This window comes from Reyranella sp., from assembly GCF_965279465.1.
Taxonomy (GTDB): domain Bacteria; phylum Pseudomonadota; class Alphaproteobacteria; order Reyranellales; family Reyranellaceae; genus Reyranella.
The window spans coordinates 4,145,178-4,165,165 of record NZ_OZ257242.1 but is presented as its reverse complement, the minus strand read 5'-3'; the positions used below and the strand labels follow the sequence as shown (position 1 = coordinate 4,165,165).

The following is a 19,988-nucleotide window of genomic DNA, read 5'->3' as shown; positions in this document are numbered from 1 at the left end:
TGCAGGCAACGTTAGCGCCTATGGCGAGAGCGCTCCGGCGGGCGGCCGCCTTGTGGAATGGCACGGGCGTGTGGGTCTTCGTGCTGCGACGCCTGGCCTGGAGCCTGGGCACCGTCGTGGGCGTGGTCGCCGTGACCTTCATGGTCAGCCACGTCATCCCTGCCGATCCGGCGGCGCTGGTCGCCGGAGAACGGGCGACGCGCGAGCAGATCGAGGCGCTGCGCCATCAGCTCGGCTTCGACCAGCCGCTGATCACCCAGCTGTTCGACTATTATGTCCGGCTGGTTCAGGGCGACCTGGGCAAGAGCCTGTTCACCTCGCGCCAGGTTTCCGCCGACCTGCTCGCGCGCCTGCCTGCCACGATCGAGCTCGCCCTGGCGGCCATGATCGTGACGATCGGACTGGGCGTGCCGATCGGCGTGCTGGCGGCGCTGCGGCGCAACGCGTGGTTCGACCAGATCGTGCGCATCGTCACAGTGTCGGGCCTGGCGATCGCGAGCTTCTGGCTGGCCATCATCCTGCAGCTCACCTTCGCCATGGATGTCGGTTGGCTGCCGCTGGGCGGACGCCTGCCCGCCGACGTGACGCCGCCGCCCTCCGTCACGGGCCTCTATACGGTGGATGCGCTGCTGGCGGGCCAGTTCGAGACTTTCATCACGGCCATCCTCCATCTCGCCTTGCCGACCGTGACGCTCGCCTTTCCCGCGATGGCCACCATCGTGCGCTTCACGCGCGCCGGCATGCTCGACACGCTGAACAAGCCGTTCGTGCAGTACGAGCGCGCCATGGGCCTGCCTGAATCGCTGATCGTCTGGAAATACATGCTGCGCAACGCGCTGACCTCGACTGTGACCCAGATCGGCCTGGTATCGGGCACGTTGCTGGGCGGCGCCGTCGTGATCGAGGCGGTGTTCGACTGGCCGGGCCTCGGCTACTACGCGGTCAATTCCATCGTGATGTCGGACTACAACGCGGTGCTCGGCTTCACCGTGTGGGTCGCCATCATCTACATCGTGATCAATATCGCGGTCGACGTGCTGCACCGGTTGATCGATCCGCGTAGCGCCGGCTGATGGGCAGCGAGACCGCCCTCGTCCTGCGCAAGCTTGCCGAAGATCGGCTCGCCTTGGTCGGGCTGCTGATCGTGCTGGCCCTGGTCGCCTGCGCCATCCTCGCGCCGTGGCTGGCGACCCATCCCGACGCCGTCACCGAGATCAATCCCGCCCACCGCCTGCGACCGCCCGGCGGCGACTACCTGATGGGCACCGACCGGCTGGGTGCCGACATCTACAGCCGGCTGTTGTTCGGCGCGCGCATCACGCTCGTCATCTCCGTGGTCGCGGTCGGCGTCGCGGTGGCGGTCGGCGTGCCATTGGGGCTCATTGCCGGGATTACCGACGGCTTTGCCTCCAGCGCCATCATGCGACTGGCCGACATCTTCCTCGCCGTACCGCAGATCGTGCTGGCGATCGCTATCGCCCAGACGCTGGGGCCCAGCCTGCCCAACGTCATCCTGGCGCTGTCGGCGACGTTCTGGCCGTGGTTCACGCGCCTGGTCTATGCCGAGACGCGAGCCGTGAAAAACGAGACATTCATCGAGGCCACGCTGGCGCTCGGCGCCTCGCCGAGCCGGGTGATCTGGCTCCATATCCTGCCCAACATCATCTCGCCGATCATCGTCCGCATCACGCTCGGGCTCGGCTTCACCATCCTGACCGCGGCCGCGCTGGGTTTCCTCGGGCTCGGCGCGCCGCCGCCGACACCGGAATGGGGCCGCACCATCGCCGAGAGCCGGGAGTTCCTGCCCGACGCCTGGTGGTACGCCGCCGCCCCGGGGCTCGCGATCTTCCTCGTGGTCATCGGCTTCAACATGCTGGGCGACGGCCTGCGCGATGTGCTCGATCCGCGCACACGCCGCACCGGGAGGCCGCGTGACTGAGCTGCTCGCGGTCCGCGATCTCGTGGTCAACTATCACACCCAGCGCGGCATCGTGCGCGCGCTCGACGGCGTGTCGCTGTCGATCGGCAAGGGGGAGGTCGTTGGCCTCGTGGGTGAGTCCGGCTGCGGCAAGTCCACCCTCGCCCGCGCCATCCTGGGCGTGCTGCCGGCGCCCGCGTCGGAGGTCAAGGCCGCCTCGCTGTCCTTCGGCGGCGAGAACCTTTTGGCCCTGGCGTCGGCCGATATCGCCCGCCGCATCCGCGGACGGCGCATCACCTTCATCCCGCAGGATCCCTACGGCTCGCTCAATCCGCTGTTCACGATCGGCCAGCAGATGCTCGACCTGATGCAGTGGAAGTCGCCGCTCGCCGTTCCGGCGCGGCGCGGCGCCTGGCCTTCCCTGCTGTCGCGCTATCCGTCGGCGCGGCGAGCACGCGACCGCGCGGCGATCCTCGAGATGCTCGAGGCGGTCCAGATCCCCAATCCCGAGCAGGCGCTCGCGAAGCTGCCGCACGAGCTGTCGGGCGGACAGCGGCAGCGCATCGTCATCGCCATGGCGCTGCTGCCGCAGCCCGAGCTGATCATCGCCGACGAGCCGACGACGGCGCTCGACGTCACGATCCAGGCGCAGATCCTGCGGCTGCTCCATCGCGAGGTGAAGCGCCGGCAGGTCTCCGTGCTGTTCACCACCCACGATCTCGGCACGGCGTGGGAGATCTGCGACCGAATCCTCGTGATGTATGCCGGCCAGGAGGTCGAGGCCGCGCCCACGCCGGCGTTCTTCGCCGCCCCTCGCCATCCCTACACCGCCCGCCTGCTGCAAAGCCTGCCGCGCGCCGATGGCGTGGCGCAGGACATCCCGGGCGAGATCCCGAGCCTGCTCGCACCGCCCGCGGGCTGCCGCTTCCATCCGCGTTGCAGCGAGGCATTGGCCGACTGCCGGACGCAGCGGCCGCCGGTGACCGGCAGCGCGCATCTGGTGCGCTGCTACCATCCAATCGACGCGCCGGCCGGAGCGGCCACATGAGCGACGCCCTGCTCGCGACGCGAGGTCTCGCCCATCGCTTCCGCCTGAAGGACGGGCGGGCCGTGCGCGCGGTCGACGGCGTAGACCTTGCGGTGCAGGCTGGCGAGATCCTCGGGATCGTGGGCGAGTCGGGTTGCGGCAAGTCCACCCTCGGCAAGACATTGATCGGCGTGCTGCGGGCCGATGACGGGACCGTGATCTTCGACGGCGCCGCGATCCAGAACCTGAAGGGCCCGGCGCTCCGCGCGGTCCGCTCCCGCCTGCAGTACGTCTATCAGGACGCCGGCGCCGCGCTCGATCCGCGCTGGACGATCGGCCGCTCGCTCGACGAGGCGCTGGTCATCCACACTACCCTATCGCGGCCCGAGCGTTTGGCACGCGTGCGCGAGACGCTCGCCGCCGTCGGACTGCACGAAGACCAGCTCTCGCTCTATCCGCACGAGATCTCGGGCGGCCAGCAGCGCCGCGTCGGCCTTGCGCGCGTCCTGGCGCTCCATCCCCGCGTCCTGATCCTGGACGAGCCGACCTCCGGCCTCGACGTGTCGGTCCAGGCGACCATCCTCAAGCTGCTCGTCGCCCTGTGGCAGCAGTACGGGCTCACCCTGCTCTTCATCTCGCACGACCTCGCAGTGGTGCGCAGCATCTGCACCCGCGTCGCGGTGATGTATCTCGGCCGCATCGTGGAGACCGGCACGACCGCCGGACTGTTCGCCAACCCACGCCACCCTTATACGAAGTCGCTGCTGGCGGCAGTGCCGCAGCCCGGCGGGCCGCGCGTGATCGACCAGGCCTGGCTCGAGGGAGAGCCGCCCGACCCGCTCGACATTCCATCGGGTTGCCGCTTTCGCAACCGATGCCCGATGGCGCAGCCGCGTTGTGCCGCCGAGGATCCCGCCTTGCGCCCGCTCGCGCCGGGCCACGACGCCGCCTGTCATTTCGCCTAGCCGCAAAGGACCCGTTCGATGCCCGCGCCTCCGAAGAGAATCACATTGGACGATCTCGAAGCCTTCGCGATCGGCGCCTGGATTCTCGGGACCGGCGGCGGCGGCGATCCGTACTTCTCGCTGCTCGAGGCGCGCCAGCATTGGAGCGCGGGCAAGTCGGTCGAGCTGATCGATCCGCTGTCGCTCGACGACGACGACGCGATCGCCTGCATCGGCCAGATGGGTGCGCCGATCGCCATGCAGGAGAAGATGGTCGATGGGCCGTTGATCGCCCGCACCATCACCATGATGGAAGAGCACATCGGCCGGAAGTTCAAAGCCATCATGATGTGGGAGGTCGGCGGCAACAACGGATTCCAGCCGTTCCTCGCCGGCTCCCTGCTCGGCCTTCCGGTCGTCGACTGCGACGCCATGGGACGCGCCTTCCCGCGCGCCGACATGACCACCTTCGCGATCCGCGACCTGCCGGCCTATCCCTGGACGATGATCGACATCCGCGACAACAGCGTAATCCTCACCTCGGCGGTCGACTGGACCTGGATGGAGCAGATGACGCGCAAGGTCTGCACGGTGTGGGGCTCGCTGGCCGCGACCTGCAAGGCGCCGCGCACCGGACGCGATGCGAAGGAGTCGGCGTGCCTGCATACCGCGACGAAGGCCATCCGCATCGGCCACGCGGTGCAGGCGGCGCGGCGCGGCCATACCGATCCGGTCGAGGCCGTGGTGAAGAGCGAACAAGGGCTGCTCGTCTTTCGCGGCAAGGTGACCGACGTGCTGCGGCGCGCGAGCGAAGGCTGGCTGCGTGGCACCGTGGTGATCGAGGGGCTCGACGCGCATCGCGGCGAGACCTTCCGCGTCGATTTCCAGAACGAATGGTCGATCGGCTGGCTGAACGACGAGGTGAAGGTCACCGTGCCCGACCTGATCTGCTTGATGGACACGGTCTCGGGCGAAGCGGTCGGCACCGAGACCGTGCGCTACGGCCAGCGGGTCAGCGTGATCGCCCTGCCGGCGCCGGCGATCCTGATGTCGCCCAAGGGTCTCAAGCACGTCGGCCCGCGCGCCTTCGGCTACGACATCGACTTCAAGTCCATCTTTCCGGAGAGCGTCCGATGATCTCCCTCGGCATCGACGTCGGCGGCACCAACACCGACGCCGTCCTGATCGACGGCAAGACCGTGCTGCATGCGGTCAAGACCGCCACGACCCCGGAGGTCGGCGACGGCATCGTCACGGCGCTGCAGCGCCTCCTCCAGGGGAGCGCGATCGATCCGGCGCGGATCGACGCGGTGATGATCGGCACGACGCACTTCACCAACGCCGTCGTCCAGCGCCGCCATGTCGCCAGGGTCGCCGCGGTCCGCATCGGGCTGCCGGCGGCGGCGACCCTGCCGCCGTTCGTCGACTGGCCGGCCGACCTGCGCAGCCTGGTGCAGGGGCCGACCTTCATGATCCGCGGCGGCCACGAGCTCGACGGGCTGCCGATCGCGCCGTTCGACCGCGCGGCGATGAAGGAGGCCGCGATGAAGATCCGCGATTCCGGCGTGGACGCGGTCGGCATCGCCTCGGTTTTCTCGCCCCTCAATGACGAGTCCGAGCAGGAAGCGGCGGAGATCCTTTCTGCCGTCGCCCCCGGCATCGCCATCACCCAGTCGCACCAGCTCGGCCGGATCGGCCTGCTCGCGCGCGAGAACGTCACCTTGCTCAACGCAGCCCTGGTCGGGCTGGCGAAGCGCACGGCGGAAGGCTTCGTGCGGGCGCTCGTCGACTCCGGCATCAAGGCGCCTCTCTACATCACGCAGAACGACGGCACCGTCAGCCTCGCCGAGCAAGCCGCGCGCTTTCCCGTGCATTGCTTCGCGTCGGGACCGACGAATTCGTTGCGCGGCGCGGCGTTCCTGTCCGGCCTCGAGGATGCGATGGTCGTCGATATCGGCGGCACGACGTCGGATGTCGGCTGCCTGCGCCACGGCTTCCCGCGCGAGGCCAACAACAACGTGGAAGTCGGCGGCGTGCGCACCGCCTTCCGCATGCCCGACCTGCTGTCGATCGGGCTGGGCGGCGGCACGCTCGTCGATCCTCGCAACCCGACCAGCATTGGCCCGGTGAGCGTGGGGTACCAGCTGACCGAACGGTCGCTTGTCTTTGGCGGCGAGGAGCTCACCTGCACGGATATCGCCGTGGCGGGGAGGCTGATGGAGCTCGGCGATCGCGACCGCGTGGCCAGGCTCGACAAGGGCTTCGTCAGTGCCGCTCTTGCCCGCTGTCATGCCATGCTGGCGGAGGCGGTCGATCGCATGAAGACCGAGGCCGGCGACGTTCCGTTGATCGCCGTCGGCGGCGGCTGCTTCCTGGTGCCGCCGGAAATGGAGGGGGTCAGCGAGGTCGTGCACGTCCCGCACCAGGGCGTCGCCAACGCGGTCGGCGCCGCGATCGCCCAGGTCTCGGGCGAGGTCGACCAGGTCTTCCAGGGCATGAAGCGCGAGGAAGCGCTCGAGCGCGCCCATGAGATGGCGGCGGAACGCGCGGTCCGCGCCGGCGCCGTGCCGGCCTCGCTCGCCGTCGTCGATCAGGAGGATATTCCCCTCAGCTACCTGCCATTCAACAGCCTGCGGGTCCGCGTGCGGGTCGTCGGCGACATCGCGAGTCACGCCTGAGGGCGTAAGGATCCTGCTCGTGCCGCGCTCTCGGCGCTCAGCCAGCGGAAGGGGATCACCCAGCAGATCAGCGCCAGGGCCGCGAAGAATTCGACGAGGCGGAAATAGTTCAGCCGGTTCGTCCTGGCTTCCGACACGGTGACGACGGCGCCCGTCGCGAGCGGCCCAATGACCAGATCCTGCTCGCAGGCCGCCAGCGGCGCCGGCCCGCCATCGACGCTGTATTCGACCAGCCCGACCGGCGCGCGCCGCACCGCGAGGAAGGGCGCCTCGGCCTTCAGACCGGCGCGCAGCTCGGGATAAAGGATGCGCCGGACACCGGACGCCTCGCAGTGGCGCGGCAGCCTGGCGTAGTTGGGGACGTATTCGAGCACGCCCCAGATCGCCTCGCCGCGATCGTAGTCTTCCAGCGTGAAGCGGTCATTCTCCCGCCCTCGCGTCAGGTCCTTCACGAAGCCCGGCGCGAGCTCGAGCATCACGAGCATCATGCCCGCCAGCGAGGCGGCCGCCAGCGGCGCAAGGGTCCAGCGCGACGGCGGCCCGACCTCCCGCCAGCCAATCAGCAGGCCGCCGAACAGCAGGAACGCCACCGGCAGGGCGAGCCTCCAGACGAAGAGCGAGAGCGCGAGGGTCGGAATGTGTCTTGCGACCTCGTAAAGATAGACGGTCTGCAGCGCCATGATCGCGAAGCCCGCCACGACCGGCACCCAGACCCGCAGCGACAGGCGTGCGCGCGCGATGAAGATCAGCAGCACAACGGCAAGCGGCAGCCAGACCCCAATGGTCCGTTCGTTGCGCGGGCTGAACATCTGGGCGAGGGTCAGGAACGAATCGCGAAAGTGGGCCGGCAGGTTGGCCGGCCCAAGGATCTCGCCCTGCCAGAGCGCCTGCGGCAGCCAGAACGGCACGGCCAGCACCAGCGCGGCCACCATCGGCACGAGGCCGCGGCGAATGAGGCCGGCGAAGGTCAGCCCGGTCAGCACGTAGGCCACCAGCACCTCGGCGACGAGGGTCTGCACCACGATGATCGGATGACCGCAGAGCTGCAGGAAAATAAAGAGCGCGAGCGCCCGGCCGTTGGACGACAGGGCCCCCACCACGACACAGGGCAGAAAGCAGTAGACCCAGAGCTCGCCCAGAGCACCGCGCGCGAACCACAGCGCGTAGACATAGTTGGCGCTCATGAACAGGAACGCGACCAGATAGTCGGTCTGCGTCCGTGCGCGCGAGGTGTCGGCCGGCGTGGTGCTTTCGATCAGGCGTTGCAGGCCCCAGCCCAGCACGACGAAATGCAGGGCCGTCACCAGCTTGAAGGCAAGGAGCGCCGGCAGGCCGAGCAGGTTCAGCAGCGTCGGCACCAGATAGGGGATCGTGCTGTAATAGACGAAGGTCGGCAGCGTCTCGCCGTTGTTCGGATTGGTCAGGAACGCGCTGATCGTCCCGCTTCTGATCTGGTCGGCGAGCGCGGCGATCCGGTAGATGTGGGTGTAGGTGTCGTCGCCCCAGGAAAACAGGAAGCCGACCACGATCGCGCCAATCAGGCACCAGAAGGCCCGCTTCGCCTCGCCGCGCCAGAGCAGCCACGCCGCCAGGACGGCAAGCGCGACGAACGGCACGATATAGAGCGCGTAGAAGACGGGATGCTCGAGCGCCGCCTGGTAGTGACCTTGATAGATTGCCTGGAGCTTGCGAACGACCAGCGTCCACATCCTGCCGGCCTCCCCCGCCGTGACGTCGTCAGCGCCGCCCGATACCCTGCCCCTGTCGCGCGACCGGTAGACGCTATACCAAGGGGCGTGCATGCGTGCGCCGGAATTCGTCGCGCGCCACCGCCGGAATTCGCAGTCGGGAGAGAGGGTTGGACGCTTCAGCGCAGCGCGCGCCGCCCGGGCAACGCGACCTGGCAGCCCGGCGATTCGGCCCCGCCATGGGCACCGCTCTGGACCTCGCCCTGCTGGCGCTGGGCGGCTTCGCCCTGCTCGTCGTGCTCGTCCTGTGGTTCGACAATGCGCAGGGTACCCTGACCGGCAACGGCGTGTTCAAGACGATCGAGCTGCGGCCGTGGATCGATGACCCGGCGACCGCGCCGCTCTATCCGTCGAACTATCTCTTCTATCCGCTCTATGGCGCGGGCTGCCGGCTGCTCGATGCGCTCGGCGTGCTGGCGGGCGATCCCCGCCGCCAGCTCACGATCCTGAACGCCGCCAGCGCCAGCCTCTCGCTCTGCGTGGTCTACCTGCTGGCGCGCGCGCTGGATGCCAGCCGCGCGATGGCGCTCGCGACCGCGCTGTTCCACATCGCGTGCAGCTTCGTGTTGATGCTGGCCATCACCAACGAAGACATCATGCCGAGCTACACGGTCGTGCTGGCCGCCATGGCCCTCGGCGCGATCTGGTTCGCCAAACCGACGCCGGCCCGCGTGCTGGTCGTGTCGATGGTGTTCAGCCTGGGCTGGCTAATGGAATGGCGGCTGGTCTTCCCCGCCTTGCCCGGCTTCCTGGTCGCGCTGTGGCTTGCCGAGGCGACGCTCGCGACGCGGCTGCGCTGCGTCGCGCTGTTCCTGGGCGGCATCGTCGCGACGGCGGTGCTGGTGTCGGCCCTGTGGCATGGCCACACCGGCGCGGTCGGGCCGCTCGACCTGATCTGGACGGGCAAAGGCGTCAATTCGGCATGGGGCGGATTCACCTGGGCCAAGGTCGGCTATCTGCGGGACGGCATTGCGGCCTATTTCCTCGGAACGGCGGTGACGTGGCTGCCCGTCGTCGGGTGGGACCTGTGGCGCATCCTCGCCCTGGTCGCGATCCTGGCCATCGCCGCCGGCGCGGCCGTCGCCTTGTGGCCGCGGCGGCGGGAACCCGTCGTGCGCGCAACGGTCGCGCTGTTCGGCGTCACCTTCATCGCGGGTGAGGTCTTCAACGTCTATGGCCAGCCGCATGAAGCGCAGATGCAGGTCAACGTCATGCCCTGGCTGACGCTCGCCTGGCTGTTCGTGATGCTCGCCGCCACGGCGCGCTGGCCGCGCCGCGCCCTGCCGGCAATGGCGGGACTGGCCGCGCTGCTGCTCGCCTTCAATGTCTGGAGCCTCGCACCCCTGCGCGGCCTCGACTCGGCCTGGAGGAACGCCTTCGAGCAGCTCGAGCGGCGCGCCGATCCGGCACGCACGGTGTTCGTGGTGCACGACTTCGACTGGATGATGGCCTACGGCTCGCTGCACTGGGGTGTCGAGGAGCCCGGCGTCGACCGGCTCGGCCCGCCGCCGCAGGCCCTGCCGAAGTTCAAGTGGATCGGCTTCATGGGCCAGCTGCTGCGGCACGTGGACTGGTCGGTCGAGCAGCAGACGGCGGACCTGCGCCGGCAGATCGATCGTGCCCTCGAGCTTGGCTACGACGTGCTGATGGTCAGGCTCTGGGACATCGACCGCGAGCAGCTCGAGCGAGAGAGCGGCATGATCGCCGACCGCCGCCAGCTCGCCGCGCTGCACGCCATGCTGCGCCGCGACTACGTCGCCGTCCCCGCCTTCACCGATCCGCTCATGGGCCCGTTCGTCCGCCTCCAGCGCGCCCCGCGGCCGTAGCGCTGGGAGCGCGGCTACGGCGAAACCGCCTGCTGGATGCGGCGCTCGTCGAGGCCGACCGAGCGGGCGGTCTCGACGATCGCGGCCCAGGTGTCGTCGGGCAGCGGCACGCCTTCGGCCAGCCGCTTCTGGCGCATGCGCGCCTCGGGCTCGCCCGGGACCAGGATCTCGCCGCCCTCGGACGCCGGCCGCGAGCTCTTCACGAAGGCGACGTACTTGGCCACGTCCTTCGGAAAGAAGCCCTCGGGGTCGAACACCCTGGGATCGACGTAGAACGACAGCATGCCGTTGGCGAAGCGGCCGCGCTCGGGATCGGTGGCGCCGCTGCCGGCCAGCGAGCCGCCCAGCATCTCGCACATGAAGGCGAGACCCGAGCCCTTGTGATCGCCGAACGCCTGGATCGCACCGGTGCCCTTGCTGTGATCGCGCGGCCCGGTCGGCGTGTAGTCGCCGTAGAGCAGGTGCGGATCGCCGCTCGGCTTGCCGTCCGGCCCGATCAGCGCGCCCTCCGGGATCTTCTTGCCGCCCTGGCTCGCAACCAGAACCTTGCCCTCGGCGACGATCGAGGTCGCGAAGTCGAGCACCAGCGGATCCTGGCCGGGCCGCGGGATGCCGACGCAATAGGGCGCGGTCGAGAAGCGGCGGTCGACGCCACCGAACGGCGCCACCAGCACGCTGCCCGAGGCATTGACGAAATGCACCGAGACCAGGCCTTCAGCAGCGGCCATTTCGGCCCAGTCGCCGACCCGGCCGACATGGCCCGCGTTGCGCAGCGTCACCGCCGACAGGCCGTTCTTGCGGCACTTCTCGATGCCGATGCGCACCGCCTGCGGCGTCACGGTCTGGCCGAAGCCGTACTTGCCGTCGATCACGGCGATCACCGGCGTGTCGACCACGACCTCGACCGTGACGTCGGCCACGACGGTGCCGTTCTTCTTCTGCGCCGCATAGCGCGGCACACGGATCACGCCATGGCTGTCGTGCCCCGTCAGGTTGGCGCTGACGAGGTAGCGCCCGATGCGGCCACCCTCCTCCGTCGAGCAGCCGGCCGAGGCGAAGATATCTCCGACGAAGGCTTCGAGCGCCTTCGCCTTGATGGTCACTGTCATAACTCTACTGTCCTCTTTGTACGCTGGGAGCGCGGCTCTCCAGAGCCGCTCTTCCTTCGGTCTGCGGCATCCCATGAGCGGCTCTGGAGAGCCGCGCTCCCGGCGTCAGGTGTTGCTGCGGCGGAGGTTGGCGACGTAGCCGCGGTTCCAGGTCGGGTTGATCATGACCTCGTTGATCACGATGTGCGGCGGCAGGCAGGCGACGTAGCGGATCAGGTCGCCGACATCCTCCGATTGGGCCATGCGCTTGCGCTCGTCCGGCGTGATAGGCACCGGCCGCTTGTCGAGGATCGGGGTGGCCACCTCGCCCGGGCAGACAACGCAGGAACGGATGCCGTTGACGCACTCCTCCATGTTGATGGTGTGGCTCATCGCCACCACGCCATGCTTGGCCGCCGAATAGGCCGGGCCGGACAGCAGGCTCGCGTTGCGGCCGGCCATCGAGGAGGTATGGATCAGCACGCCGTCCTGCTGCTTGCGCATCATCGGCAGCACCGCCGTCGTGCAATAGAAGGCGCTCGACAGGTTGCCGTCGATCACCTGCTCCGCCCCCTCCGGCGTGAGCTTGGCCCAGCTGCGATCGAGGATGTTGAGGCCGGCATTGTTGACCAGGATGTCGCAGCGGCCGTGCTCGGCCTCGATCTCCTTGGCGATCCTGGTGACGGCTGCGGCCTTCATCAGGTCGCCCGGCTTGATCTCGGCCTTGCCGCCGGCCTTCTTGATGGCCGCCGCGGTCTCCTCCAGCGGCTCCTTGCGCCGCCCGGTCAGCACCACCGTCGCGCCCTCCTTGGCCAGCGCGATCGCCGCCGCCTGACCGATCCCCGAGCCAGCGCCGGTCACCCAGGCGACCTTGCCCGTCAACGAACTCATCGAATACTCCCCTTCACAAAATGCTTTCCTCCCTGCGCGCAGCGCGGGGAGGTGGCGCGGTAATCCGCGACGGAGGGGTCATGGGCCACAGCATCGGTGCGGCCCATGACCCCTCCGTCGGCGATTACGCCGCCACCTCCCCGCGCTGCGCGCAGGGAGGAAATTTGATTAAAGCACCTTGCCGGTGCTGTCGTCGATCAGGTGCATGTTGCTGAGGTCGGCGCGCAGCTTCATCGACTGCATCGCAACGGCGCCGGCATTCGGATTGACCCGGCCGCAGACCTCGACGCCCTGCACCGTGAAATAGACCAGCGTCTCCATGCCCATCGGCTCGACGACATCGATCATCTGGTCGAAGTCGTGCTGGTTCGGCTCGACGTGCGGCCGCGTCTCCATGATGTGCTCGGGGCGCAAGCCGAGCACCAGGTTGGGCTTGCCGACATAGGGCTGGTAGCGCGCGGTGCGGCCGTCGGGCACCGGGAAGGCGAGCTTGTCGCCCAGCCGCACGCGCAGCGCGCCGGCGGCCTGGTCGAGCTGGCAGGGGATGAAGTTCATCGCCGGCGAGCCGATGAAGCCCGCCACGAACTTGGTGGCCGGCGAATGGTAGAGGTCGTTGGGCGTGCCGACCTGCTCGATCAGGCCGGCGTTCATCACCACCACCCTGTCGGCGAGGGTCATCGCCTCGACCTGGTCGTGGGTGACGTAGACCGTGGTGGTGCGCACCTTCTGGTGCACCTTCTTGATCTCGGTGCGCATCTGCACGCGCAGCTTGGCGTCGAGGTTGGAGAGCGGCTCGTCGAACAGGAACACCTTGGGATCGCGCACGATGGCGCGGCCCATCGCGACGCGCTGGCGCTGGCCGCCCGAGAGCTGCTTGGGCTTGCGGTCGAGCAGCTCCGTGATGTCGAGGATCTGCGCCGCCTGGCGCACGCGCTGATCGATCTCCTGCTTTGGCGTCTTCTTGAGCTTCAGCCCGAACGACATGTTCTCGTAGACGTTCATGTGCGGGTAGAGCGCGTAGTTCTGGAACACCATGGCGATGTCGCGATCCTTGGGCGGAACGTCGTTCACGATGTTGCCGCCGATTGCGATGTCGCCGCCGGTGATCTCCTCGAGGCCGGCGATCATGCGCAAGGTCGTGCTCTTGCCGCAGCCCGAGGGGCCCACCAGCACGATGAACTCCTTGTCGGCGATGTCGAGGTCGACGCCGCGCACCGCGGGAACCTCGTCGTACTTCTTGACGACCTTACGCAACGTTACCTGAGCCATTGTCCCCTGCCCCTAGCCTTTGGTGGCGCCTGCGGTGAGACCCGCGACGTAATAATCCATGAGGAAGGCGTAGATGATGAGCGGCGGCGCCGCCCCGAGCAAGGCGCCCGTCATGATCTGCCCCCAGTTGAACACGTCGCCCTTGATCAGCGTCGTGACGATGCCGACCGGAAGGAGCAGCTCGCTCGCCGAGGTCGTGAAGGCCAGCGGATAGAGGAATTGCGCCCACGACACCGTGAAGCTGAAGATCATCGCGGCGATGATGCCGGGCATCGCCACCGGGATGAAGATCTTGGTCAGCGTCTGGAACCAGCTCGCCCCGTCGATCAGCGCCGCCTCGTCGAGCTCCTTGGGGATCGAGGCGAAGTATCCGATCATGATCCAGGTCGCGAACGGCACCGACAGCGTCGGGTAGAGGATGATCATCGTCCACCAGTGATTGATCAGCTCGATGCCGGTCGCCTCACGCACCCAGGCGAACATCTTGAACAGCGGGATGAACAGCAGGGTGTCGGGAACGAGGTAGGTCAGGAACACGCCGGTCGCCAGCGTCGCCGAGCCCCAGAACTTCATGCGCGCGAGCGCGAACGCGGCGGTGACGCTGATCACCATGGTGACCGTCACGACGCAGACCGACACCAGGGCCGAGTTGCGGAAGAAGACCAGGAAATCGTTCTTGGTCAGCAGCGCGACGTAATTCTCGAGCGTCGGGTTGGAAACCCACCACGGGTTGGCCGCCGCCGAGATCTCCGCACTGGTCTTCAGCGAGGTGATGAGCATGTAGACCGGCGGCATCAGGAAGAAGATGGCGAACAGCACCAGGAAGAAATACGACCAGCGCAGGGCCCAGCGCCGGTCCCGGCTCATGCTCCCGTAGTGCGTGGGCCGGACCGGGGCTTCGCCGGCAATCGCGACGTTGGCCATCAGACTTCACTCCCACGCTTGCTGATGTCGCGAAGAATGAACGCCGCCCCGACTGCGAGAATCGGGACCATGAACAGCGACACGGTGGCGCCGAGCGGGATGTCGCCGCTCTCGATGCCGATCTTGAACGCCCAGGTGGCGAACAGATGCGTCGAGGTGAGCGGTCCGCCGGCCGTCAGCACGCGCACGATGTCGAAGTTGGCAAAGGTGACGATGGTCGAGAACAGCGCCGTGATGGCGATGATGTTGCGCATCATCGGCAGGGTCACGTACCAGATGCGCTGCCACCAGGTGGCGCCGTCGATCGAGGCCGCCTCGTAAAGCTGCTCGGGCACCGATTTCAGCGCCGCGAGATACATGATCATGAAGAACGGGGCGCCGGCCCAGATATTGACCAGGATGACCGAGAACCGCGCCCAGCCGGTCTCGCCCAGCCACGAGATCGAGCCCAGGCCGAACTGGTGGAAGATCCAGTTGAAGGCGCTGTAGGACGGGTCGAACAGCCACAGCCAGGCGAGCGTGCTCATCGCCGGCGGGATGACCCACGGCACCAGCAGCATGCCGCGCCACTTGCGCTGGCCCTTGCTCGGGATGTTGTGGACGAAGTGCGCCACCATGAAGCCGATGATCGCCTTGAAGATGACCGCGGTGATGGCGAACAGGCACGACTGGAAGACGATGTCCCAGAACGTCGCGCGCTTGAAAAGGAACTCGAAATTGCCGAAGCCGACGAACTTGGTCATCGATTTGTTGAGCGTCGACAGATAGATCGCGTAGCCGGCCGGATAGGCCACCAGGATCAGGATCAGCAGGATCAGCGGCAGCGCCATCAGGAAGGCGATGGTGGACTTGCGCTGCATCAGCTTGTGCAGGCTGCTGCGATGGTCCGCTCGGGCGGACATTGAACTTGGGGCGGCGATGTCGGCCATGGCGGGCTCCGTGCAATTGCGGCCGGTGCTGAGGCGGTGAGGACGTCGCCGCAGGGCGACGTCCTTCCTGTTCCTGTTACGTCTAGTTACGCATGAAGCCTTCGAGCTCGCCGGACGCCCAGTCCAGCGTCTTCTCGAGCGCCTCGCCCTTGAAGTAGCGCACCGCCATCTGGGTCTGGATGCCCTGGTTGTAGATCTGCTCGGCGATCTTGTGCGGCGCGGGGGCCGCGGCGACCGACAACGTCTGGTGGTTGTAGGGATTGGGATAGTGATACAGCGTGCCCTTCGGCGGGCCTTCCTCCGCCCACACCTTGAAGGTCGTGAGCTTCTCGAACGACGGCAGATCGTAGCCGCCCGACGCCACCACCATCTTCTCCGCCGACGAGGCCTGCGACAGATAGAGCATCAGGCTCTTGGCGGCCGCCTGGTTCTTGCTGAAGTTCCAGGTGCCCCAGAAGAACGGCAGGAACGGCGCGTAGCGGCCCTTCGGCCCGGCCGGGAAGCCGTGCGTCCAGCACTGCTCGGCGACCTGCGGCGCGTCGCGCTTGGCGACCGCCCAGGCCGACGGCGGGTTCATGATCATCGAGGCCTGCCCCGAGACCAGGAACTTGTTGTTCGAGGCGTCGTCCCACGCCGCCACGTCGGGCGGCAGGAAGGCCATCAGCTTCTTGTAGAAGTCGAGCGCCTGGCGGACCTGGTCGTTCTTGATGACGATGTCGCCCTTGGCGTTGACCAGCACGGCGCCGAACGCGTGGAAGATCGCACCGATGGTGTCGACGTTGTCCGACGTCGTGCCGAGGCCGATGCCGAACGGATTGCCCCCCTTGTGGCAGGCTTCCGCCGCCTTCAGGAAGGTATCGAGGTTCCAGTTGTCCGCCTTGGGCGCTTCGCCCGCCGGATACATCGCCTGGATATCGAGGCCGGCGTGCTTCTTCAGGAGATCGATGCGCGAGCACGGCCCCTTGATCTGGCTGCCGACCGTGGCCGGTATCGCCAGCCACTTGCCGTCGACCTTGCCGAGATACTCGACCGTGGCGTTGACCTTGCCGTTGTCGGCGATCAGCTTGTCCATCACGTCGTTCATCGGCACCAGCTGCTCGGCGTAGCGCGCCGGCAGGAAGGTGTTCATCGCCAGGATGTCGTGGCCCGACTTGGCCTGCGCTTCCGCCGCGGTCGTCAGCAGGAGCTTGTTGCCCTGCGAGGTGATGAAGTCGATCTTGACCTCGACCTTTTCCTTCTCGCCCCATTCCTTGATCAGCTTTTCAGTCGCCCCGTTGGCGTTGGGCACCCAGTGATCCCAGAAGCCGACCGACAGCGTGCCGGCGGCATGTGCCCCGCGCACGAACGGCGCGGCGATCGCGACGGTCGACAGGGCTGCCGTACTCGCAACAAAACGCCGACGCGAAACTTTACTCGAAACCATGCGCATTTCCCTCCTGTACGCCGGCCGTGCCGCCGGCTGACACTTGCTCGCGTTGGTCGCGAGCGGTTGCCCTTCAAGGGGCCTTGGCATGGATGCTATGCATAAGAGTGAGTCCAAGCAATTCATTTTCGATTGCCGAGACGAACTCGGTTTGACAGTCGCGTGCGGTGCCGGGATGGTGGCCCGCTCCATCCCTCGTGAATCAATGTGAAATCGAGCTCGACCAATGCGTGACGTACCCGCCGCAAATCCCTGGCTTGCCGCCGTCGACCCCTCGCCGATCGGCGAGACCAAGCGCTGGGTGCTGAACCGGACCTTCCCTGCCGACCGGCCCCTGATCGACCTCAGCCAGGCGGTGCCGGGCTATCCGCCGGCGATGGAGCTGCGCCAGCATCTCGGCGAGCGGCTGCTCGACCCGACGATGCACGGCTACACGCCGATCCTCGGCCTGCCGGCGCTGCGCGAGGACTATGCCGCGCATCTCTCCGCCTTCTACGGCGCGCCGGTCGCGGCCGGCGAGGTCGGCATCACGTCGGGCTGCAACCAGGCCTTCTGCCTCGCCGCGATGAGCATCGCCCGCGCCGGCGACGAGGTCATCGTGCCCCGGCCGCACTACTTCAATCACGACATGTGGCTGCGCATGCAGGGCATCACCCCGGTGTCGCTGGATTTCCGGCCGGGCTCGGGCGGCGTGCCGCATGCCGACGACGCGGCGAAGCTGATCACCGCAAAGACGCGCGCCATCATCCTGATCTCGCCCAACAATCCGACGGGCGCGGTCTACCCGCCCGCCACCATCCACGCCTTCTTCGAGCTGGCGAAGAAGCACGGCATCGCGCTGCTGCTCGACGAGACCTACAAGGACTTCCTGCCCGAGGGCACGCGGCCGCACGAGCTGTTCAGCGACCCGAGCTGGCGCGGCACGCTGGTCCATCTCTACAGCTTCTCCAAGGTCTTCGCCCTGACCGGCTATCGGGTCGGCGGCGTCACCGCGGGCGCCAAGCTGATCGCGGAGATCGAGAAGGCGATGGACTGCGTGTCGATCTGCCCGCCGCGGCTCGGCCAGGAGGCGGCGCTCTACGGCCTGCGCAACCTGCTGCCCTGGGCACGCAAGAACACCGAGGGGCTGAAGGCGCGCGCCGACCTGCTGGGCAGCGGCCTGGCGCGCTCAAACCGCTGGCGGCTGGTCAGCATCGGTGCCTATTTCGCCTATGTGGAGCATCCGTTCGACGGCGAGCGCTCGACCGTCGTGTCCAAGCGCATGGCCGACGAGGAGAACCTGCTCACCATTCCGGGCGACATGTTCGGCGCTGGCCAGGAGCGCTTCGTGCGGCTGGCCTTCGCCAACGTGAGCGACGACAAGATCCCGGCCGTGCTGCAGCGGCTCGATCGCTTCGGGGCGTAGGTGATGCGGGCATCAGCAGCAAAGGGAGAACGGTCATGACCAGGATTCAGATCGAACTGCCCTACTCCACGGCCGAGGCCCCCAGGGCGGAACGCAAGGCGGCAGACCGCCGCGCTCGTTGATTGATCCTCCACGCAAACGTTGCGTTCGTCTCCGCCATCGTGTTATATTTTAATATAACTTTTGAAGGGGGCGCATCATGCACACGACCAATCTGCGGAAGGTCGGAGGTTCCATCATGCTCGCCGTTCCGCCCGCGCTTCTCGATGTTCTGCATCTCGGCGCAGGAACCAAGGTCGGTCTCACCGTCGAAAACGGCCGTCTCGTGGTCGAGCCACAGGCCCGGCCGCGCTACACGCTCGATGAGCTTCTGGTGCAATGCGACCCGGAAGCACCCGCTGCCGCCGAGGACCGGGAATGGCTTGATGCCCGGCCTGTCGGGAACGAGATTCTATAATGGAGCGCGGCGACATTTATCTCGTCTCGCTGGACCCGACCGCCGGCCATGAGCAGCAGGGAACGCGTCCGGTGCTGATCGTCACGCCGGGCGCGTTCAACCGGCTGACCCGGACCCCCATCGTCGTGCCGATCACCACCGGGGGCAACTTCGCCCGGACGGCGGGCTTCGCCGTTTCGCTGATGGGGGCCGGCATCCGTACGACCGGCGTGGTCCGTTGCGATCAGCCCCGCGCCCTGGACATCGGGGCGCGTCACGGCCGCAAGCTGGAAAGCATCCCGCCCGTCATCATGGACGAAGTGCTGGCCAGGCTCGCGCCCCTATTCGAGTAGCCGCCGGCACTGAGCGCCGCGTGTCCGTTGCGGCATTGATCTTCAACCCACAAGGCCACTACGTTGTGTCCCGGTTCCACTGCATGCAGGCTCTCGAGCATGGCGGCGCGATTTGGTATTGCGACAACAGCGGCGTCGGCCAGACCGACTTCACCCGTAGCAGACGCCTCCAGGAGAAGGCTTAGCCTGCATCCGGCGCGGGGCGGCAGTGCTTCGGGGCATAGGTGATGCCCCACGCGACGACGCCCGACGGCGTGAAGCTATACTACGACGAGGCCGGCAGCGGCACGCCGATCCTGTTCGTCCACGAATATTGCGGCGACTGGCGGAGCTGGGAGCCGCAGATGCGCTTTTTCAGCCGCAGGCATCGCTGCATCACCTATTCCTTCCGCGGCTACCCCGGCTCGGACGTGCCGCAGGAACCCGCGATGTACGGCCAGCGCCATGCTGTCGACGATGCGAAGCACATGCTCGACCATCTCGGGATCGCGAAGGCGCATGTCGTCGGCCTGTCGCAGGGCGCGTTCGCGACGGCGCATTTCGGCCGCACCTATCCAGACCGCGCTCTATCGCTCACCTTGGCGGGGGTCGGCTCCGGCGCCGGTCCCGAAGGGCACGAGCAGTTCAAGAAGGACGCGACGACGACGGCGGCACGCATCCGCGCGGAAGGCATGGCGGCGTACGCGCGGGGGCTCACCACCAACCCGACCCGCTCGCGCTTCCGCCAGAAGGACCCGCGCGGCTTCGACGAGTTCATCAAGCATCTGTCGGAGCATTCCGACACCGGCTCGGCCAACACCATGGCCGAGTACCAGGGCAAGCGGCCGTCGCTCTACGATTTCGAGGCGGCGTGGCAGGCATTCGATCTGCCCGTCCTGATCGTCTGCGGCGACGAGGACGAACCCTGCCTGCAGCCGAGCCTGTGGCTCAAGCGCGTGCTGCCCAACGCTGGCCTGGCCTTGTTCGCCAAGACCGGCCATACGGTGAACCTCGAGGAGCCGGACGCCTTCAACCGCGAGGTCTGGAACTTCATCACCCTGGCCGAAGCCGGCAAGTGGCTCCCGGCCCAGCCGATGGACGCCGGTGCGAGCCTGATCTGACCCGAAGCGGTTCTTCTGCCTGAAGAGGT

General features: G+C 67.5%; 18 protein-coding genes. 11 read left to right on the top strand and 7 right to left on the bottom strand.

Annotated features, from left to right (window positions below):
* Window positions 1–20 precede the first annotated feature (20 nt).
* Genes ACQY8M_RS20295 through ACQY8M_RS20270 form a run of 6 tightly spaced genes read left to right on the top strand, consistent with a single transcriptional unit; the run spans window position 21 to window position 6,567 of the window.
* Window positions 21–1,073 carry an ABC transporter permease gene (locus tag ACQY8M_RS20295; RefSeq protein WP_428658788.1) on the top strand — a complete coding sequence of 351 codons (1,053 nt, stop codon included), beginning with the start codon at window positions 21–23 and terminating at the stop codon, window positions 1,071–1,073.
* Window positions 1,073–1,939: an ABC transporter permease gene (locus tag ACQY8M_RS20290; protein WP_428658785.1), complete on the top strand. Its 867-nt coding sequence runs from the start codon at window positions 1,073–1,075 to the stop codon at window positions 1,937–1,939. Before ACQY8M_RS20295 ends, ACQY8M_RS20290 begins: the two co-directional genes overlap by 1 nt.
* Window positions 1,932–2,966 carry an ABC transporter ATP-binding protein gene (locus ACQY8M_RS20285; RefSeq protein WP_428658782.1) on the top strand — a complete coding sequence of 345 codons (1,035 nt, stop codon included), beginning with the start codon at window positions 1,932–1,934 and terminating at the stop codon, window positions 2,964–2,966. Before ACQY8M_RS20290 ends, ACQY8M_RS20285 begins: the two co-directional genes overlap by 8 nt.
* Window positions 2,963–3,910, top strand: a complete 948-nt coding sequence (locus ACQY8M_RS20280; RefSeq protein WP_428658779.1) for an ABC transporter ATP-binding protein — start codon at window positions 2,963–2,965, stop codon at window positions 3,908–3,910. Before ACQY8M_RS20285 ends, ACQY8M_RS20280 begins: the two co-directional genes overlap by 4 nt.
* Before the next feature lie 18 nt (window positions 3,911–3,928).
* The gene (locus ACQY8M_RS20275) at window positions 3,929–5,026 is read left to right on the top strand and encodes a DUF917 domain-containing protein (protein WP_428658777.1); all 1,098 of its coding nucleotides are present in this window, start codon (window positions 3,929–3,931) and stop codon (window positions 5,024–5,026) included.
* On the top strand, window positions 5,023–6,567 hold the full coding sequence (locus ACQY8M_RS20270; protein ID WP_428658774.1) for a hydantoinase/oxoprolinase N-terminal domain-containing protein: 1,545 nt from the start codon (window positions 5,023–5,025) through the stop codon (window positions 6,565–6,567). Before ACQY8M_RS20275 ends, ACQY8M_RS20270 begins: the two co-directional genes overlap by 4 nt.
* On the opposite strand, the gene ACQY8M_RS20265 is transcribed toward ACQY8M_RS20270, so the two are convergent.
* Window positions 6,558–8,369: a hypothetical protein gene (locus tag ACQY8M_RS20265; RefSeq protein WP_428658771.1), complete on the bottom strand. Its 1,812-nt coding sequence runs from the start codon at window positions 8,367–8,369 to the stop codon at window positions 6,558–6,560. The two genes, ACQY8M_RS20270 and ACQY8M_RS20265, sit on opposite strands and share 10 nt — an antisense overlap.
* A 56-nt stretch (window positions 8,370–8,425) precedes the next feature.
* On the opposite strand from ACQY8M_RS20265, the gene ACQY8M_RS20260 reads away from it, so the two are divergent.
* Entirely contained in the window at window positions 8,426–10,141 is a 1,716-nt protein-coding gene (locus ACQY8M_RS20260; protein ID WP_428658768.1) for a hypothetical protein, read from the top strand.
* Window positions 10,142–10,155: 14 nt separating this feature from the next.
* On the opposite strand, the gene ACQY8M_RS20255 is transcribed toward ACQY8M_RS20260, so the two are convergent.
* The 6 genes from ACQY8M_RS20255 to ACQY8M_RS20230 form a co-directional block, all read right to left on the bottom strand.
* A complete protein-coding gene (locus tag ACQY8M_RS20255) occupies window positions 10,156–11,250 on the bottom strand; it encodes a malate/lactate/ureidoglycolate dehydrogenase (protein ID WP_428658766.1) in 1,095 nt (364 codons plus the stop codon).
* Window positions 11,251–11,355: 105 nt separating this feature from the next.
* Window positions 11,356–12,120 carry an SDR family oxidoreductase gene (locus ACQY8M_RS20250; protein ID WP_428658763.1) on the bottom strand — a complete coding sequence of 255 codons (765 nt, stop codon included), beginning with the start codon at window positions 12,118–12,120 and terminating at the stop codon, window positions 11,356–11,358.
* A 168-nt stretch (window positions 12,121–12,288) separates the two neighbouring features.
* The gene (locus ACQY8M_RS20245; RefSeq protein ID WP_428658760.1) at window positions 12,289–13,389 is read right to left on the bottom strand and encodes an ABC transporter ATP-binding protein; all 1,101 of its coding nucleotides are present in this window, start codon (window positions 13,387–13,389) and stop codon (window positions 12,289–12,291) included.
* A gap of 12 nt (window positions 13,390–13,401) precedes the next feature.
* Window positions 13,402–14,313 (bottom strand): carbohydrate ABC transporter permease, encoded by a 912-nt coding sequence (locus ACQY8M_RS20240; RefSeq protein ID WP_428658757.1) that lies wholly within the window; start codon window positions 14,311–14,313, stop codon window positions 13,402–13,404.
* On the bottom strand, window positions 14,313–15,242 hold the full coding sequence (locus ACQY8M_RS20235; protein WP_428658754.1) for a carbohydrate ABC transporter permease: 930 nt from the start codon (window positions 15,240–15,242) through the stop codon (window positions 14,313–14,315). The genes ACQY8M_RS20240 and ACQY8M_RS20235 overlap by 1 nt, the downstream gene beginning before the upstream one ends.
* 82 nt (window positions 15,243–15,324) lie before the next feature.
* On the bottom strand, window positions 15,325–16,665 hold the full coding sequence (locus ACQY8M_RS20230) for an ABC transporter substrate-binding protein (protein ID WP_428658751.1): 1,341 nt from the start codon (window positions 16,663–16,665) through the stop codon (window positions 15,325–15,327).
* 226 nt (window positions 16,666–16,891) lie between these two features.
* Between ACQY8M_RS20230 and ACQY8M_RS20225 the strand changes: the two genes are divergently transcribed.
* From ACQY8M_RS20225 to ACQY8M_RS20210, 4 genes are all read left to right on the top strand, one after another.
* Entirely contained in the window at window positions 16,892–18,070 is a 1,179-nt protein-coding gene (locus tag ACQY8M_RS20225; RefSeq protein WP_428658748.1) for an aminotransferase, read from the top strand.
* Between the two features lie 199 nt (window positions 18,071–18,269).
* Window positions 18,270–18,527 (top strand): AbrB/MazE/SpoVT family DNA-binding domain-containing protein, encoded by a 258-nt coding sequence (locus ACQY8M_RS20220; RefSeq protein ID WP_428658745.1) that lies wholly within the window; start codon window positions 18,270–18,272, stop codon window positions 18,525–18,527.
* Complete coding sequence (locus ACQY8M_RS20215; protein ID WP_428658742.1) at window positions 18,527–18,859, top strand: type II toxin-antitoxin system PemK/MazF family toxin; 333 nt, start codon at window positions 18,527–18,529, stop codon at window positions 18,857–18,859. The genes ACQY8M_RS20220 and ACQY8M_RS20215 overlap by 1 nt, the downstream gene beginning before the upstream one ends.
* Window positions 18,860–19,086: 227 nt before the next feature.
* A complete protein-coding gene (locus tag ACQY8M_RS20210) occupies window positions 19,087–19,959 on the top strand; it encodes an alpha/beta fold hydrolase (RefSeq protein WP_428658739.1) in 873 nt (290 codons plus the stop codon).
* Window positions 19,960–19,988 lie beyond the last annotated feature (29 nt).

Coding starts and splice junctions, on each gene's coding strand:
- ACQY8M_RS20295 (WP_428658788.1), top strand. CDS start 21: ATGGCGAGAGCGCTCCGGCGGGCGGCCGCCTTGTGGAATGGCACGGGC.
- ACQY8M_RS20290 (WP_428658785.1), top strand. CDS start 1,073: ATGGGCAGCGAGACCGCCCTCGTCCTGCGCAAGCTTGCCGAAGATCGG.
- ACQY8M_RS20280 (WP_428658779.1), top strand. CDS start 2,963: ATGAGCGACGCCCTGCTCGCGACGCGAGGTCTCGCCCATCGCTTCCGC.
- ACQY8M_RS20275 (WP_428658777.1), top strand. CDS start 3,929: ATGCCCGCGCCTCCGAAGAGAATCACATTGGACGATCTCGAAGCCTTC.
- ACQY8M_RS20270 (WP_428658774.1), top strand. CDS start 5,023: ATGATCTCCCTCGGCATCGACGTCGGCGGCACCAACACCGACGCCGTC.
- ACQY8M_RS20265 (WP_428658771.1), bottom strand. CDS start 8,369: ATGCACGCCCCTTGGTATAGCGTCTACCGGTCGCGCGACAGGGGCAGG.
- ACQY8M_RS20255 (WP_428658766.1), bottom strand. CDS start 11,250: ATGACAGTGACCATCAAGGCGAAGGCGCTCGAAGCCTTCGTCGGAGAT.
- ACQY8M_RS20250 (WP_428658763.1), bottom strand. CDS start 12,120: ATGAGTTCGTTGACGGGCAAGGTCGCCTGGGTGACCGGCGCTGGCTCG.
- ACQY8M_RS20245 (WP_428658760.1), bottom strand. CDS start 13,389: ATGGCTCAGGTAACGTTGCGTAAGGTCGTCAAGAAGTACGACGAGGTT.
- ACQY8M_RS20240 (WP_428658757.1), bottom strand. CDS start 14,313: ATGGCCAACGTCGCGATTGCCGGCGAAGCCCCGGTCCGGCCCACGCAC.
- ACQY8M_RS20235 (WP_428658754.1), bottom strand. CDS start 15,242: ATGGCCGACATCGCCGCCCCAAGTTCAATGTCCGCCCGAGCGGACCAT.
- ACQY8M_RS20230 (WP_428658751.1), bottom strand. CDS start 16,665: ATGGTTTCGAGTAAAGTTTCGCGTCGGCGTTTTGTTGCGAGTACGGCA.
- ACQY8M_RS20225 (WP_428658748.1), top strand. CDS start 16,892: ATGCGTGACGTACCCGCCGCAAATCCCTGGCTTGCCGCCGTCGACCCC.
- ACQY8M_RS20220 (WP_428658745.1), top strand. CDS start 18,270: ATGCACACGACCAATCTGCGGAAGGTCGGAGGTTCCATCATGCTCGCC.
- ACQY8M_RS20215 (WP_428658742.1), top strand. CDS start 18,527: ATGGAGCGCGGCGACATTTATCTCGTCTCGCTGGACCCGACCGCCGGC.
- ACQY8M_RS20210 (WP_428658739.1), top strand. CDS start 19,087: ATGCCCCACGCGACGACGCCCGACGGCGTGAAGCTATACTACGACGAG.